The 14440-nt window shown below is 50.1% G+C and carries 16 protein-coding genes; 9 read left to right on the top strand and 7 right to left on the bottom strand.

Annotation, left to right across the window (positions count from 1 at the left end):
- The first annotated feature begins 52 nt into the window (after window positions 1–52).
- The 7 genes from GUA87_RS03555 (at window position 53) to GUA87_RS03525 (ending at window position 6265) form a co-directional block, all read left to right on the top strand.
- The gene (locus tag GUA87_RS03555) at window positions 53–1177 is read left to right on the top strand and encodes an MBL fold metallo-hydrolase (protein ID WP_193715133.1); all 1125 of its coding nucleotides are present in this window, start codon (window positions 53–55) and stop codon (window positions 1175–1177) included.
- 41 nt (window positions 1178–1218) lie between these two features.
- Complete coding sequence (locus GUA87_RS03550) at window positions 1219–1665, top strand: hypothetical protein (RefSeq protein WP_193715132.1); 447 nt, start codon at window positions 1219–1221, stop codon at window positions 1663–1665.
- 121 nt (window positions 1666–1786) lie between these two features.
- The gene (locus GUA87_RS03545; RefSeq protein ID WP_193715131.1) at window positions 1787–3949 is read left to right on the top strand and encodes a TonB-dependent copper receptor; all 2163 of its coding nucleotides are present in this window, start codon (window positions 1787–1789) and stop codon (window positions 3947–3949) included.
- Between the two features lie 54 nt (window positions 3950–4003).
- Window positions 4004–4645 (top strand): MotA/TolQ/ExbB proton channel family protein, encoded by a 642-nt coding sequence (locus tag GUA87_RS03540; RefSeq protein ID WP_193715130.1) that lies wholly within the window; start codon window positions 4004–4006, stop codon window positions 4643–4645.
- Between the two features lie 41 nt (window positions 4646–4686).
- Window positions 4687–5085, top strand: coding sequence for an ExbD/TolR family protein (locus GUA87_RS03535; RefSeq protein ID WP_193715129.1), 399 nt, complete (start codon window positions 4687–4689; stop codon window positions 5083–5085).
- On the top strand, window positions 5082–5495 hold the full coding sequence (locus tag GUA87_RS03530; protein WP_193715128.1) for an ExbD/TolR family protein: 414 nt from the start codon (window positions 5082–5084) through the stop codon (window positions 5493–5495). Before GUA87_RS03535 ends, GUA87_RS03530 begins: the two co-directional genes overlap by 4 nt.
- Window positions 5492–6265, top strand: a complete 774-nt coding sequence (locus tag GUA87_RS03525; protein ID WP_193715127.1) for a TonB family protein — start codon at window positions 5492–5494, stop codon at window positions 6263–6265. The genes GUA87_RS03530 and GUA87_RS03525 overlap by 4 nt, the downstream gene beginning before the upstream one ends.
- 4 nt (window positions 6266–6269) lie before the next feature.
- Here GUA87_RS03525 and GUA87_RS03520 read toward each other — a convergent pair whose 3' ends face one another.
- From GUA87_RS03520 to GUA87_RS03505, 4 genes are read right to left on the bottom strand one after another with little or no spacing between them, the layout of a single operon-like run.
- Window positions 6270–7031, bottom strand: coding sequence for an SDR family NAD(P)-dependent oxidoreductase (locus GUA87_RS03520; RefSeq protein ID WP_193715126.1), 762 nt, complete (start codon window positions 7029–7031; stop codon window positions 6270–6272).
- Window positions 7028–7978 (bottom strand): SDR family oxidoreductase, encoded by a 951-nt coding sequence (locus GUA87_RS03515; RefSeq protein ID WP_193715125.1) that lies wholly within the window; start codon window positions 7976–7978, stop codon window positions 7028–7030. Before GUA87_RS03515 ends, GUA87_RS03520 begins: the two co-directional genes overlap by 4 nt.
- Window positions 7975–8877, bottom strand: a complete 903-nt coding sequence (locus GUA87_RS03510) for a bile acid:sodium symporter family protein (RefSeq protein WP_193715124.1) — start codon at window positions 8875–8877, stop codon at window positions 7975–7977. The genes GUA87_RS03515 and GUA87_RS03510 overlap by 4 nt, the downstream gene beginning before the upstream one ends.
- Window positions 8874–10190, bottom strand: coding sequence for a flavin-containing monooxygenase (locus GUA87_RS03505; protein WP_193715123.1), 1317 nt, complete (start codon window positions 10188–10190; stop codon window positions 8874–8876). The genes GUA87_RS03510 and GUA87_RS03505 overlap by 4 nt, the downstream gene beginning before the upstream one ends.
- Window positions 10191–10266: 76 nt before the next feature.
- Here GUA87_RS03505 and GUA87_RS18050 point away from each other — a divergent pair, with 76 nt between their 5' ends.
- Both GUA87_RS18050 and GUA87_RS03495 read left to right on the top strand, forming a co-directional pair.
- Window positions 10267–10911: a TetR/AcrR family transcriptional regulator gene (locus GUA87_RS18050; protein ID WP_265332189.1), complete on the top strand. Its 645-nt coding sequence runs from the start codon at window positions 10267–10269 to the stop codon at window positions 10909–10911.
- Between the two features lie 51 nt (window positions 10912–10962).
- Entirely contained in the window at window positions 10963–12087 is a 1125-nt protein-coding gene (locus GUA87_RS03495) for a THUMP domain-containing class I SAM-dependent RNA methyltransferase (RefSeq protein ID WP_193715122.1), read from the top strand.
- On the opposite strand, the gene GUA87_RS03490 is transcribed toward GUA87_RS03495, so the two are convergent.
- The 3 genes from GUA87_RS03490 to GUA87_RS03480 all read right to left on the bottom strand — a co-directional run bounded on the left by GUA87_RS03490 (window position 12067) and on the right by GUA87_RS03480 (window position 14399).
- Window positions 12067–13002: a nickel/cobalt transporter gene (locus GUA87_RS03490; RefSeq protein WP_193715121.1), complete on the bottom strand. Its 936-nt coding sequence runs from the start codon at window positions 13000–13002 to the stop codon at window positions 12067–12069. The two genes, GUA87_RS03495 and GUA87_RS03490, sit on opposite strands and share 21 nt — an antisense overlap.
- On the bottom strand, window positions 12993–13649 hold the full coding sequence (locus tag GUA87_RS03485; RefSeq protein ID WP_193715120.1) for a DUF1007 family protein: 657 nt from the start codon (window positions 13647–13649) through the stop codon (window positions 12993–12995). The genes GUA87_RS03490 and GUA87_RS03485 overlap by 10 nt, the downstream gene beginning before the upstream one ends.
- A 144-nt stretch (window positions 13650–13793) precedes the next feature.
- On the bottom strand, window positions 13794–14399 hold the full coding sequence (locus GUA87_RS03480) for a LysE family translocator (RefSeq protein WP_193715119.1): 606 nt from the start codon (window positions 14397–14399) through the stop codon (window positions 13794–13796).
- Between the last annotated feature and the right edge of the window lie 41 nt (window positions 14400–14440).

The raw sequence follows: 14440 nt of genomic DNA, 5'->3' as shown, positions 1-14440 counted from the left end.
AGTTTCGGCAGTGTGCCTTGACGGTCGCTGTTGAAGCTGTTTTTCTCCTTTCATGAGATATACCCTTCTTGTCATAAGTTTGTTTGTAGTGGCGGCCTGTAGTGGGACAGGACCGGTCGCAGATTTTGACCCCTCCGCTCCGAAAGCACATCACACTGATGATGGTTTTCGTAATCTTTATATTGATGACGAAGATAAACCGGGATTTTTCAGTTTTCTCTTTAAGGTGAGATTGCAGGAAAACTGGCCCGATGAAGATGCGCTTGTTGAAAATTCTCCCACGCCAACGGTAGAGGTTGATCTCGATAAAATCAGAAATCCGAACCCTAAAAAATTGCAAGTGACGTGGATTGGACACTCAACCTTTCTATTGCAGAAAAACGGGGTAAACATTCTAACCGATCCCATCTTTTCAAACCGGGCTTCTCCCTTCGCATCTTTGGGGCCAAGGCGATATTCTGAACCCGCCATCGCGCTGGAGGATTTGCCTGACATTGATGCGGTGATCATCAGTCATAATCACTATGATCATATGGATGAAGCCACCATTGAAGCCTTGGGGAACACTCCCAGGTGGTATGTTCCCTTAAAGAATGGCGGGCTTTTCAGAGAAGCGGGGATTACCAACCTCAAAGAATTGGATTGGTGGGAGGAAGAGACATACGAGGGGACAGTTTACACTCTCACCCCGTCCCAGCATTGGTCCGGCCGAGGGCTGTTTGACAGATATAAAGCGCTTTGGGGGGGATGGGCGGTACAGTTTTCTGGCGATACCGATCGTATCTGGTTCGGCGGCGATACGGGATATAACGACATCCAGTTTAAGGAAATTGGAGAGCGTCTGGGGCCGTTTAACCTGTCCCTCATACCGGTCGGGGCCTATGATCCGCGCTGGTTTATGAAAGATGCTCATGCCAATCCGGAAGAGGCTGTTCAGATCCATCTGGATGTGAAGTCGCAGAAATCCATTGGGATGCATTGGGGAACGTTTATACTGACTAGTGAGCCAGTGATGGAGCCGCCTGAGCGTTTGAAAAAAGCCGTGAAGGAAGCAGGCTTGCCAGCAGAGAGTTTTATCACGTTACCCGTTGGCGGGATGAGACAGGTGGATCCCTTGAAAAGGGGTAAGCCGGCCCTTGCAAAAAAGCAATGTAGAAAGACGGGCGCAATATGCTGAAATCCTTATGCGAAAAGCCGCATTGATTTTTTGTCGCATCTGTGGCAATCACTGCAGCATCGTGGATTTCACAGGATTTTGTTGTGTTTATTGGGGCGAAGCGTAGAGGTTTAAGCAAGTGGGGCGCATTATTTGCGTTCTTTGCCCTCTATTTGCAATTTGCCCTTCCCGTTGGCTATGCCATCGCGGCTTCAAATTCTATTGATCAGGATCTTCCCGGCAAAGCGATCGTTTGTTCCTATTATGGGGTCAAATATATTGATCTGACGACCGGAGAAGAAGTTGTTGTCTCTGCCGAAGAGGTAGGGGCCAAATGCCCGATCTGCATCTCCATTGATCTTGGAAATTCTACCCTAAACCCTGAAACACGAAGTTTTGCACCATCGCTTGATGTCTCCCAGACGATGTTGCCTAGCCTTTATGTTTCAAAAGATTGGGAAAATCTTCCAACTGAATATTCCTCTAGGGCACCGCCAGCGCGCGGCTAATTCACTCATAATTTAATGCGGCTCAAGGCTGACGCCTTGTACGTATCGTTGCGTCTTGCTTATGGCAGGCTGTGCGACTTTGCGGCCGCTTTTGCCCAATTAAGGAATAAGAGGCTTTCAAATGAAGTCCAAAGAAATCATGTTGCGAACGACCGCCCTTTGCGGATCGTCAATTATACTGCTGCTGAGCGTCACAGCACCCACACTAGCTGAAGAAGGGTTTCAGCTTCCCGGCGTCACAATTTACAGCACAACACCCCGTGTCCCGGCCGAGATTGAAGTGATCAATAGTGAGGATAACCCTGACTGGATCCGTGAAGATCCCCACAGTCCTGCCCGTCCGCCTTCCATTGGTGATGGCGGTGAATTTCTGCGCCATGTAAATGGTGTAGATGCGGGCCGGATGGGTGGCCACGGGTTGGAGCCTGCCATTAGGGGCCTGGATCAAAACCAGATCTCCATTACTAACGATGGGGCGTACCAGTTTGGGGGCTGTCCAAATCGGATGGATCCGCCAACCTCCCACATGCAGCTTTACACCTTTGATCAGGTGATCATCAAAAAAGGCTACATGTCTGTGACCGATGGCCCGGCAGCCCCGGGTGGTAGCATTCAGTTTGAACGCCTGAACCCCGTTTTTGCACCGGGCGATGACATTACCACCAATTTGAAGGCGGGCTTTGGTTACAACTCCCAAGGGGATGGTCTGGAAGTTTTTGTCGATGGCAGCATGGGCAACGACTTTGGTTACATTCGCGCTTTTGGGTCAGGGGCAACCGCCAATAATTATGAAGATGGTGATGGCGATGATATTCGCTCCTCCTTCGATCAGTTTGGCGGCGGTATTGTTGTCGGCCGCACCTTTGATGCCGACAGCTGGATCACGCTGAAGATCGAAAATAACAATGTGGATGATGCCCTGTTCCCAGGAAGCGGGATGGATGCGCCGGTAACTGATGACTGGTCTTATCAACTGAAAGGTCAGACGGATCTCAATTGGGGATTTTTGAAATCGGTGGAAGGGGATGTGTATCTTACCACTGTTGATCATACCATGAACAATTTTGATCTTCGTGAAAGATTGGCGCCGAACCCGTTCCTGGAAGCCAAAATGGAATCCGATACGTTTGGCGGTAAAATGATGTTCAGCGGTGAAGTGGATGACATCACTTTCGATTTTGGTGCTGATTATCGTGACGTGATGCGAGACGGTAACCGGTACGCAGGTCCAAATGGTGATTATAATCCATCAACAGTGCAGTCTGTTTTATGGCCTGACACCTCCATCAAGAATGTGGGTATTTTTGGTGAAATGACCATGCCGGTTGCCACACAAACCAAATTGGTGATGGGTGTGCGGTATGATCTGGTGCGTGCGTCTGCTGATGAAGCGGATCAAAACGCGGTTGCGGCGCCAGGCTTGTCGCCAAATGATCTGTATCAGCGTTTCTATGGAACAGACGCTTCAAAAGACAAAACTGAACATAACTTAGGTGGTCTGGTGCGCGTTGAGCATAACCTGTCCGACAGTTTTGGTGTTTACGGATCCATGAGCCGTTCTGTCAGAACCGCAGATGCCACCGAGCGGTATATGGCGAGCTATATGGGTGCTGGCGGTGCCAATAGTTGGGTGGGTAATCCAGATATCGATCCTGAGCAGCATCACATGCTGGATGTGGGTTTTGCCTATAAACAGAAGTCCATCTCGTTTTCTGGTAGTGTCTACTACAACAACATCACTGATTTTATTCAGCTTGATAGCGCAAGAAGTCAGCGTGGCGTTCAGGAGACAACCACGACTGCCAGCGTCTATACGAACATTGATGCCGTTATTGCCGGACTGGAATTTGAAGGCGAATACAGATTTGCTGAAAACTGGCGGTTGGGAGGCTCTGTTGCGTTCACATATGGTGAGAACGAAAGCGACGACATTCCTTTGTCACAGATCGCGCCGCTTTCCGGAAGGATGGAACTGGCCTATGACACAACCGACTGGATGGCCGGAGTTCGCATGAACGCCGCTGCCAAACAGACGCGGGTTGATGATGACCGGACCACAGGCAGTGGTCGTGACAGTTCAGGGGATGCAGACGGATATGTCACTTTTGATCTGTTCGGTGCCTATAATTTCACGGAAAACTTCCAGGTAACAGGTGGGGTGACCAACTTGCTGGATGCGGAATATGCAACGCATCTGAACAAGACCAATCTGCTTGATCCTTCAGGGGTTCGTGTAAATGAACCGGGCCGATCTTTCTACATTCGGGCCGTTACAAAATTCTAATACCGAAAGCGGTGCGAGGGATGTTCGCACCGCTTTTTCCCCAGGAGCAATTTCATGATAGAATTTTTGGAAGCGATTTCCCCGCAACTTGCGGAAAGTTATGGTTTTTTGGGTCCGGTTGGGTTTTTGCTCATTCTGATGTCAGCATTTTCTCTGACATTGGTGAGTCTGAAAATCTGGGCGCTATTCCGATATCGGATATCCCCGAAATCAAAAATAAAGTGGCTATTGGAGGCAGCAAAATCCAAACAAAAAGACACCTCCTTTACGGTACGGAAATCTTTCCCGGCTGAGGCGCTTTTGTCGACAGCTACTCAGCGGCTAAAAAGCGGGGAAGATTTGCAGATAGTGCAATCGGATATCCGGGCTTTGGCGGCGGAGCGTTTGTCTGGGTTGGAGCGGTATAACCGACCTTTAGAACTGATCGGTATGATCGCACCGCTTTTGGGGCTTCTTGGGACGATTTTGGGGATGATTGAGGCGTTCCAGAACCTGCAATCAGCCACCGGTCAAGCGGATCCCGCTTTGCTTGCCGGGGGTATATGGGAAGCGTTGCTCACCACCGCTTTAGGGCTTGTTGTGGCCATTCCTGCAATTGTGACACATAGCCTCTGTGATGATCGCTATGACAAGATACTGGATCAGGCCTCCATGGCGTTGGATCAGGTATTTGCGCGCATCCCAATAAAAGAATAGGCAAATTAATTATGGCCTTTTCATTGGAGAGAACACAGAAAATGAGACGACGCAGAGGGCTCTCTCTTGCGCCGCTTATCGATGTGATTTTTATTCTCCTCATTTTTTTTATGTTGGTCAGCCAGTTGGACACTCATTCAGTGCTGGGCTTGATACAAAATCATTACGAAAACGAAACAATTTCATCAAAAGGTTCCCATATGAACCAGAATATTATCCGATTGAAATCCACGGGAGAAATACAGTTCAGGGGACGAAGTGTGCCTATGGATAGAATTGAGGCTGTCTTTTCTGCTGACGGTTTTCTTGAAGAAGGGACCGCGCTTTTTATCCGCATGGATGGGGATGTTACTGTCCAGATGTTGGTCTCGCTCATTGCCGAACTTGAGAAAGTCGGCGGCCTTCAATACAGCCTGATTGAGGAGGCGCCCAAGTCATGAAAATGGCTCCCTACCAGATAGGCCGCAAAAGACGAAAGCCGCATGTGGATCGGATGATCCCTTTAATTAACGTGGTTTTTCTGCTTCTCGCGTTTTTCATTTTGGCAGGGACATTTAGTGCCGTTGATCTTTCAAATATTGCACTGCCGGGCGCCGATATAAAAGCGCCCTCAGAAAAAGACGGTCTGCGCCTTATTTTACTGTCAAACGGGACTGTGGGACTTGAAGGTGAGGTTTATAACTCACAAGAACTTAAAGCGCTTAGCTCATCCATCAAAGATCACCCGATCATTCTTTATGCAGATGGCGGGCTTGTTATGGAAAAACTCAGGCCTGTTTGGAAAAAGCTGGAGCTTCTTGGAGCCAGCGAGATAAACCTTGTCCTCCGTCAAAGTGTTGGGGCGCGATGATGGGGCGGGGTTTCAAAATTGCGCTCTTTCTTGGGATTTTGAGTGGTCATGCTGCGCTGTTATTTCAATGGGAACAGGATCAACCCACAGGCGGCAGCACAGAAAGTAAACAGATATCCATCGCGATGACATCACTTCCGCAAAGGGAGGAGGCTTCTGCTGTGACGACTCCGCCGGAACCTGCCAAAGTAGAGGCGGAAAAAGAGCCAGAAGAGGAGAAATCACAAGAGGTTATTAAAGAGGCGACACCCGAACCTGAAATAGTACCTGAAGTCAGGCCCTCAGAAGAAAGAGTTGTGCGCGCGCCTATTCCCAAAATACGTCCCAAAAGAATAAGGAAGATTGAGGAGGTTAAGGAACCTCCGAAGCAGGAACCCGTGGTGCAGCCGGTAAAAGCTGCACCAAAAGCGGCGCCAAAACCCATAAGCCCCAGCCAGAAATCAACAGGGCAAATGGCGGTAAAACCCAGCCAATCTTTGGGAAGCAAGGCTGACCATCAGGCCATTATCGCAAGTTATTTCGGTGAATTGCAGGCGCATATTGCCGCCAAAAAACTTACCGGTGCGGGGCGGCAAGGCATTGTAAGCGTGACGTTTGAAATGAATGAGGGCGGGCAGATTTTGAATTTCCGCGTTGCGAAATCTTCGGGGATCGCGGCGCTGGATCAGATTGCCCTTAAATCCATCCAAAACGCCGCCCCTTTTCCTGTACCGCCCACCGTTATGCAGGGGCGGAAACTGGTTTTCACCATCCCCTATTTATTCAAATAAGGCTTTATGCGTTGCCGTCTATTTCCCGCTCCATCAGGCGTTGATACAGGCGCGGGGAAAGGCGATTAATGATCCAGGAAAGCCTGGCAATGCGCCCTACAAGAGTCATGGGTTTTCGGGATTTATACCCATCCAGAATAACCGCGGCTGCTTGATCCGGGGTCATGTAATCCTTGCCATCTTCAGCCGATCCCGGCCTTGCTGTGCCATCGTCACTGCGTTCGGGATTGCCAAGATTTGTTGCCACAAAAGACGGGGCGGCAATAAGGACATCCACATCATAAGCTTTCTCTTCCGATCTTAAGGATTTGAAGAACCCTTCCATCGCATGTTTGGAAGCTGCGTAAGTGGTCCGGTGATAAAGCGGTGCAAACCCCGCAACTGACGAAATGGCAAGATGCGTTCCTTTGGCAGCCCGAACGGCGCCTAAAAACAGATGCGCCATGTTGGTCGCCGCAAAATAGTTGATATCAAAGACTTTGCGGTGGCTTTCTTCGGTCACTTTGTCGAAGGGGTTAATCTGCGTGATCCCGGCATTGTAGATGACCAGATCAACAGAAGGGCTTTCCGCCAAAATCTGATCCGTTGCAGATTTCAAATCCTCCGCTTTGGTAAGATCACATTGGATCGCGCGGATCGCCTCTGACGTTTCAATTCTGGAAATATCCAGATCCAGCAGATAAATCTGCCAACCTTCCTTCTGAAGCTGGGAAGAGAGGGCGAGGCCAAGCCCACCAGCCCCGCCGGTGACAACTGCGGTCTTCATAGCCCCATCCCCTTTTGCCATCGTTCAAACGCTTCGCGGCTTGTATGTTCTGGGGTGAAGCCAAATTCTTCTTTCAGGGCTGTGTTATCCAGCACAGGCCTGTATTGAAGAAAACGGACCTGCTCTGGGCCATATCTTGAAAGACCAAGGGGTTTGGCAATGCCAAGGGCCAGTTTTACGGCCCATGCGGGTAGCCATTTAATGGGTTTCTTCAGGGCGGCTGATAGATCATTGACACCCATAGCACCGTCCCCTGCTACATTAAATACCCCTTCCGGCCCATCAGTTGCTGCGCGCACCAGAACTTTTGCCAAATCATCAAGCCAGATAAAGACAAAGGGGCTTTCGCTGCCCTTAATGGCAAGAAGTTTGGGGCGTTGGAACAAGGCAGTGATCTGGTTGTCGGTCTTCTCTCCAAGGACCGTTCCTACCCGCAAAATTACCTGCTCCAGCTCCGGATAGGAGTGGCGCGTTACGGCGAGCATTTCCTCTACCTGCCTTTTATGATCAGAGTAGGGGAATTCCGCGTTACCGCGAAGGGTATGGGTTTCATTGAGCCAGTCCGGGTTGTCTTCATGATATCCATAGGCCGCCCCGGAAGAGGTGACCACGATACGGCGGGTTTTGTTATAAATCGCCGCCTCAATGACTTTGCGGGTGCCTTCCACATCTACTTTATAGGCAAATTCCCGCCCGGTTCCTTTAGGAGGGGTTACAACCGAGGCCAGATGCAGGATCACGTCCGGCTTGAAGGAAGAAATTACTTTTTCCGGATCATCCGTTGTGACATCCATTTTTTCAAAGCGGATGTTTTCCGGCATGTCTTTTGGCGGGGCAATATCTGTTGCCAATGTTTCCGTATGGGGAAGTTTGGCAAGATATTGCAATGTGTGCTGCCCGACCATTCCGGCCGCACCTGTGACCATTATACGAAGGGGATCGTTCATCGCTTGGCCTCCGTCCGGGACATGATTGACGCAAGGCCAAGCCCTGATATGGCGTGCCAGATACCCCAGAAGGCCGCTGCAACTGCCATCCCGCCAAGACCGTTAAAGAAAGCGAAAATCAGGACCAGCCCAAGGCCGGAATTCTGGATGCCGGTTTCAATGGTAATGGCGCGGCGGTCATATTGTGACAGACCGAATATAGTGGCCGTTACCCATCCGCCGCCCAACGCAAGGGCGTTGTGAATAATCACCAGACCCGCAACAGCGCCAGCAAATTGCAGGAAGAAATTCCAGTTCGCCAATAGCGCAAGAACGATGAAGGCAATAAAAATTGCCATGGCCAGCCATTGAAGGGGACGTCTTAGTTTGCGCGTAATTTCTGGTTTTCGGATATTAAGCTGTACCCCCAAAACAAGCGGAAGAACCAACATCAACCCCACCGTAATGGCGATTTGCACCGGATCGATTTCCGTCTTTTGCAAGATCTCTCGTGTGGGTTCATAAAGTCTGCCCCAAAATGCAATGTTAAGCGGGGTCAGCAAGATCGCCCCAATGGTTGCAAAAGCTGTCATGGAGACGGACAAGGCGGCATTGCCGCCTGCACGATGGGTGATGAAGTTCGAAATATTGCCGCCCGGGCAGGCCGCCACCAGAATAAGACCAAGAGCAATGGACGGGCGTGGTTCAGCGATCAGAACAAGACAGAAGGTCAACGCCGGCAACACAATAAACTGCGACATCAGGCCAATGATCACAGGCTTCGGCGCTTTGCGAAGCCGGTGAAAATCGGCAGGTGACAGATCAATGGCGATAGAAAACATCACAATCGCCAATATCGCATTCAAAAGGGTGAGGGAGGCCGGACTGAAATTGAGGGTAACCTCATCAATACCGGTCATGCCGCACCGCCTTTCAATTTGTCGATCCAACCAGTGACCGCTTTGCGATAGGTGGCTTTGTCCACATAATAGGCCATCCGGGCAAGTTTCAGGTAATTCATCCCGCCCGTTGCGCGCTCAAACCCGCTGGATTTTTCAGCTTTCAGGGCGTTGGCAGCGGCACTGCCACTTTCCAGACCCTTGATGTAGCGTGCAATCATTTCTGCCTGTTCATGGCGACCTTGCCAACCAAGACCGCTGGCTTCCACCATGCCCAGAATAAACAGGTCATCCCGCTCCGGATGGATGGCGTTCAAATAAAGATGCGGTGCATCCCCTTGCCAGTTCAGGTGTTTTTGATCGATGAAAGGATAGTGAAGCTTATATCCGGTTGCCGCCAGAATAAGGTCATAATCACTTTTCGTCCCATCCTTGAAAAAGACGGTTTTACCTTCCATGTTTTCAATGTCGCGGCGGATTTTAATGTCCCCATGCCCAGCATGATAGAGAACCAGTGAATTGACCACGGGATGACTTTCGTAAAGTTGATAATCCGGTTTTGGAAATCCATACTTTTGCGGATCACCGACGAACCATTTCAGGATCATGCCATCGATTTTGCGCTTCAGCCACATGGGAAGCTGGATCAACCCGCCCATTGTATCTGCGGGTTTACCAAAGACGTATTTTGGAACGAAATAATATCCGCGGCGCATGGACAGATCGCAAATGGCCCCGTGATGAATGGCGTCCACCGCGATGTCACAGCCGGAATTACCGGCACCAATAATAAGAACCCGTTTGCCCGTTAGTTGGGAGGGGTATCTGTATGCGCTTGAGTGAATCATTTCCCCATCAAAGGACCCTGGAAATTCCGGCATATTGGGTTCAGACAAGGTGCCGTTGGCGATAAGCAGGCCTGCAAATTCTTCCGTTTGCTCCCCCTCCTCATTGCGCCAGGTTACGCGCCAACCCTCACCGGACTCCCCAATGGGTTCCGCCTTGATCACTTCTGTATTGAACAGATAGTCCTCACGCAATCCGAAATGATCTGCAAAATCCTGAAAATACCCTTTTAAGTCCCGGTGGGATGGGTATTCCGCGACCTCTTCCTTCATGGGGAAGTCCGTAAATTCGGTCATGCGCTTTGACGAAATCAGATGTGCTGTTTCGTACATTGTTGATTTGGGGCCTTCAATATCCCATAGGCCACCGACATCAGAGTGCAGTTCGAATCCCTGATAGGGGATTCCCTGTTCCTTCATCACCTTGGCCATGGCAAGCCCCATAGGACCCGCCCCGATCAGGGCAAATCGCTTATTGGTTTTTGTCATTTGTTTCTCCCTATGATTATTAGATTGAACAATTGTACAAAATAAGGCAATAAGTTTTTTCTAAAGGAGTAAATTATTGACCACAGCGCGTAAAAGAGCCCCCTCCGCCAGATCACTGGAAACCAAGGCCCGCATCTTAGATGCGGCGGAGCAGGTTTTTTCCGTTCATGGGTTCGAAGGGGCATCGTTACGGGACATTGCCAAACTTGCGGAGGTCCCGGTTGGCCTTGTGCAACATCACGGCAATAACAAGGAAGATCTGTTTTGCCAGACGGTGTCTCGCCGGGCGGAGGAGCTCTCCCTTATTCGAGTTGAGGGCCTGGAAGAGTTAAAGGAAATCGGGGACTTAACCCTTCGTAATATCCTTGATTGTTTTATGCGTGCCTACCTCACGCTTGCAGGGGATGGGGGAGACCACTGGCTGGCCTATGGCCGGCTGGTGGCACATGTTTCATCGGACCCCAGATGGAAAGATCTGGCAGCGGAGTGCTTTGATCCAACGGTCGCCCGTTTCCTGGATGAGATCCTCGCACTTTATCCTGAAGCGTCCCGCGATGCGGCGGCGGCGGGTCAGATTTATTCCGTTTCTGCGATGCTGGCCTTCCTCAATTCCGGATGGCGTATTGAGGCCATGAGCCCGGGCGCGGGGGATGCGGATATTGAACATCTGATCGATTTCTGCACCGCAGGGATGGAAGCTGTCTTAAAGCGCCCTAGTTAAACTCTCAATAATCCCTCGACCAACTGCCCTTAACAGCGTAGTAAGGCGCCTATGAAATCTGAACTCATGGAAATACTTCTGGTGACCGTACCGGGACTGGAAGACTTGTTACGTGCTGAAGCCGTTGAAAAGGGCTTTAAAAAACCATCCATTGTCACTGGCGGTGTCCTGATTAAGGGTAAATGGCCAGATGTGTGGCGGGCCAATTTACAGCTTCGCGGGGCGAGCCGTATTCTGGTGCGTATCGGATCCTTTCGAATTGCGCATCTGTCAAAACTGGAAGGCATGGCGCGTCATTTTCCATGGGAAGAACATATTGCCCGCGGAACGTCCCTTCGTGTGGATGTGACATCCCATAAGTCTAAGATTTATCACCAAAAGGCAGCGGCTGAGAGGTTCGAAAAAGCACTGGTTTCTGCCATTGATGCGGACATTGATCCCGAAGCAGATCTGGTGTTGAAGATCCGGTTTTTTAAGGATGTGTGTACCATCAGCGTGGACAGCTCTGGCGACGGGTTGCATATCCGCGGTACCAAACAGGCGCTGAACAAAGCCCCTCTTCGGGAAACATTGGCTGCGCTTATTCTTCGCCAGGCTGGATTTAAAGGTAAAGAGCCAGTTGTAGATCCCATGTGCGGTTCCGGAACACTGGTACTGGAAGCCGCTGAAATTGCCAGCCGGCTGGATGCCGGTCGGTCTCGCAATTTTGCGTTTCAGTTGCTGCCATCTTTTGATGCAGATGCATTTCAGGAACTGAAAGATCGCACCAAAAAGGCTGAAAGTGAATTCCAGTTCTATGGCTTTGATCGGGATGCTGGGGCGGTCGAACGTGCCATCAGCAATGCAGAGCGGGCGGATGTTGACGATGTGTGTTCCTTTACCCGGCAAACGGTTAGCGACTTAACACCGCCTGATGGTCCCAAAGGGTTGGTCATTGTGAACCCCCCTTATGGCATACGTATTGGAGATCAGAAGAAATTGGCACCGCTATATCAGAAGCTGGGCCATGTTCTGAAAACCCGATTTGCAGGGTGGCGGGTTGCGATCCTGACCAATACAGGAAAGCTCGCGGAAGCAACGGAACTGCCGTTTAATCCAGATCCGGTGGGGTTCTCCCATGGAGGCATCAAGGTCAAATTGTATCTGACCGACGTGCTAGAGGAGCGGGTTTCCTGATCCCATAGGTTGCATCAGCAATGACAAACTCAGGAAGGTAATGAAAATTCCCCCTGCCAGATTTGCTGTTGCGGCCAGTTTTCGAATTGTATCACCGGAGGCATCGCTTGCAAAAGCGCGTGCTGCTTTTTGGAAATACACAGCGATAATGGCCAAGGCGCTTACCGTTATGGCAGTTCCAACGGAAATCATCAGAACGCTCAAAATCCCGGCAAGACGAAGGCCCAGGACTTCGGCGAAAACCAGCACGAGAACAGAGCCACTGCAGGGGCGGATACCGATCGAGAAAATGATCGCGATATGATCACGTAACGAGGCCTTTTTTGTAAGTTCCTCTGCGGTGGGTCCGTGAGCATGCCCGCAACTGTCACAGGTGTCACCATGCCCCACATGTTCGTGGTCGTGACCATGAGAGTGCGCTGCCGGTTTGCGGAAAAGATCAACTGCTCGTTTAATCAGATAAAGTCCAATAAGTCCGACCAGCGCAAAGCTAGCCTTTTCAAGGTACGGCACTGAACTGATGGCATCTCGGCTGCTGATCCCGATGATCAAAACCACTCCTTCTACCAGCAGGATCGCCATAATTCCTTGAAGCAAGGAGGCGAGGACAGAAAGAGTAATCCCGCGTTTTAATGCACTTTTGTGGGTGAGCAGATAGGTTCCAATCACCGCTTTGCCGTGACCTGGCCCGGCTGCGTGAAAAACACCGTAAAGGAAACTCACCGTAATCATGGCAATAAGCGCCGCCATCCCGCCCCCTTGAAGGGCACGAAGAGCGGAGGCAAGCTCGCGATGAAATTCCTGTTGTTTGGTTTGGACATAGAATAAAAACTCAGTCCAGAGGCTGACATCTGCTGCATGCGCGGCGGTAGGGATCACCGTGAGAAGAAGCGCGGCGGGAATGATTATTCGCATGTCAGGCTTACAATCTCCGCAAAATAGACGCCGAAGCCATATTCGGCTGTATCATCCCGATCCAGATTTGCTGCCGCTAGACTTTGCTCCCGCGCAGGGGAAGGTGGGATCAGGCTATAGGTACAAGGGCCTGCCTTTGGAAGTGTGATGGCATCGTCTAATTTGGCATGCAGGATTTCGATATAATAAATCGGATCATAAACCAGATACTCCACCGGGACCTTTTTCGGATCGACAGGTGTTTTAAGGGGGAGGTCAAATTCCATGGCAAGGCGGCTGCCTTCAACATAACTTCTGTAGTTGGTAACTGCATCATGTTCCAAAGGTTTCTCGCCTCCTTTGATAACCGTGAAATATTTATATTCCTCAAGATTTTGGAGGTTCATTTTCGCCAGTTCATCAATGGCTTTTTGCTCATACAATCCATCATCAGCTTTTGGCAGGGTTTGCAAAATATAAGCGGAATAAAAGTCATCAAACAGCCATAGCTGTTTCAATCCAATAATTTCCCCTTTGTCATTAAACAGCGGAGTTGTTTTAAGATCGATCCATGCGTGCGGATGCGCAGAAACCGGAGCGGAAATGGCTGTAAAAACAACCAGAAAACTCCAGAAAAAGAAGCGTGTCACAGCATTTTTCAAGAACATGATCAACCCCAACGCCAAAGAAGGCTTACACAATGGAACCAGAATCTGGCAAGAATGTGTTATAGTATAACAAATTTCTTGCTGTGTAAGCCTGTTCTCAAACTCATCTTGAAGATCTTTTCAAAAACCCGGTCAGTGCAATTGTCAGGAACGATCCAGCAAGATACGTAAACCCAGCGCACCTAAAACACCTGCGGCAATTCGGTCCAGATAAACCTTCGCCCGCATATAACGGCTGCTAATGGCGTTGGTGCTCATGGTCAGGGCCAGCAAGCCATAAAACAGGATCTCAACAATCAAATGATTGCCGGCAATAATCAGGTTTTCGGTCATGCTGAGATTCTCTGGAAAAATGATCACCAGAACCGCCGCTGCAAATAGCACTGATTTTGGGTTCAGAAGATTGATAAGGACGCCTTGACGGAAAGCATGGCGTGCCGGTTTCACCTCGGTATTTATGGGAGTTTTCGCACCGCACCACATGCTAATGGCCACATAAATCAAATATAGCGCCCCCACAACTTTTGCGGTTGTGTAAACCCAGGGGAATAGTTCAAATACAATATCCAGGCCCAATAACGCCGTTAATGTCCAACCTGCGGCAACTATGCCAAGCCCCAATCCCACTGCCATACCAGATGCGCGCCCGTTACCCAAAGTCGTCCGAATAGCCACAAGAAAGGCTGGGCCAGGGCTCACAATCGATGCGAGCAAGGTCAGATTAAAGGCGATCATATGTTCTATTGTCATGGTGATCTCTCTTTAAGGTGTCGTGTTTTGGGGACGGGTTA

This window comes from Sneathiella sp. P13V-1 (genome assembly GCF_015143595.1).
Lineage (GTDB): Bacteria > Pseudomonadota > Alphaproteobacteria > Sneathiellales > Sneathiellaceae > Sneathiella.
The sequence above is the reverse complement of the archived record's forward strand: the minus strand, read 5'-3'. Positions and strand labels throughout refer to the sequence as shown.

Excerpts from the sequence above, each read along its gene's own strand:
- GUA87_RS03555 (WP_193715133.1), top strand. The coding sequence starts at position 53 with ATGAGATATACCCTTCTTGTCATAAGTTTGTTTGTAGTGGCGGCCTGT.
- GUA87_RS03545 (WP_193715131.1), top strand. The coding sequence starts at position 1,787 with ATGAAGTCCAAAGAAATCATGTTGCGAACGACCGCCCTTTGCGGATCG.
- GUA87_RS03540 (WP_193715130.1), top strand. The coding sequence starts at position 4,004 with ATGATAGAATTTTTGGAAGCGATTTCCCCGCAACTTGCGGAAAGTTAT.
- GUA87_RS03535 (WP_193715129.1), top strand. The coding sequence starts at position 4,687 with ATGAGACGACGCAGAGGGCTCTCTCTTGCGCCGCTTATCGATGTGATT.
- GUA87_RS03530 (WP_193715128.1), top strand. The coding sequence starts at position 5,082 with ATGAAAATGGCTCCCTACCAGATAGGCCGCAAAAGACGAAAGCCGCAT.
- GUA87_RS03525 (WP_193715127.1), top strand. The coding sequence starts at position 5,492 with ATGATGGGGCGGGGTTTCAAAATTGCGCTCTTTCTTGGGATTTTGAGT.
- GUA87_RS03520 (WP_193715126.1), bottom strand. The coding sequence starts at position 7,031 with ATGAAGACCGCAGTTGTCACCGGCGGGGCTGGTGGGCTTGGCCTCGCC.
- GUA87_RS03515 (WP_193715125.1), bottom strand. The coding sequence starts at position 7,978 with ATGAACGATCCCCTTCGTATAATGGTCACAGGTGCGGCCGGAATGGTC.
- GUA87_RS03510 (WP_193715124.1), bottom strand. The coding sequence starts at position 8,877 with ATGACCGGTATTGATGAGGTTACCCTCAATTTCAGTCCGGCCTCCCTC.
- GUA87_RS03505 (WP_193715123.1), bottom strand. The coding sequence starts at position 10,190 with ATGACAAAAACCAATAAGCGATTTGCCCTGATCGGGGCGGGTCCTATG.
- GUA87_RS03495 (WP_193715122.1), top strand. The coding sequence starts at position 10,963 with ATGAAATCTGAACTCATGGAAATACTTCTGGTGACCGTACCGGGACTG.
- GUA87_RS03490 (WP_193715121.1), bottom strand. The coding sequence starts at position 13,002 with ATGCGAATAATCATTCCCGCCGCGCTTCTTCTCACGGTGATCCCTACC.
- GUA87_RS03485 (WP_193715120.1), bottom strand. The coding sequence starts at position 13,649 with ATGTTCTTGAAAAATGCTGTGACACGCTTCTTTTTCTGGAGTTTTCTG.
- GUA87_RS03480 (WP_193715119.1), bottom strand. The coding sequence starts at position 14,399 with ATGACAATAGAACATATGATCGCCTTTAATCTGACCTTGCTCGCATCG.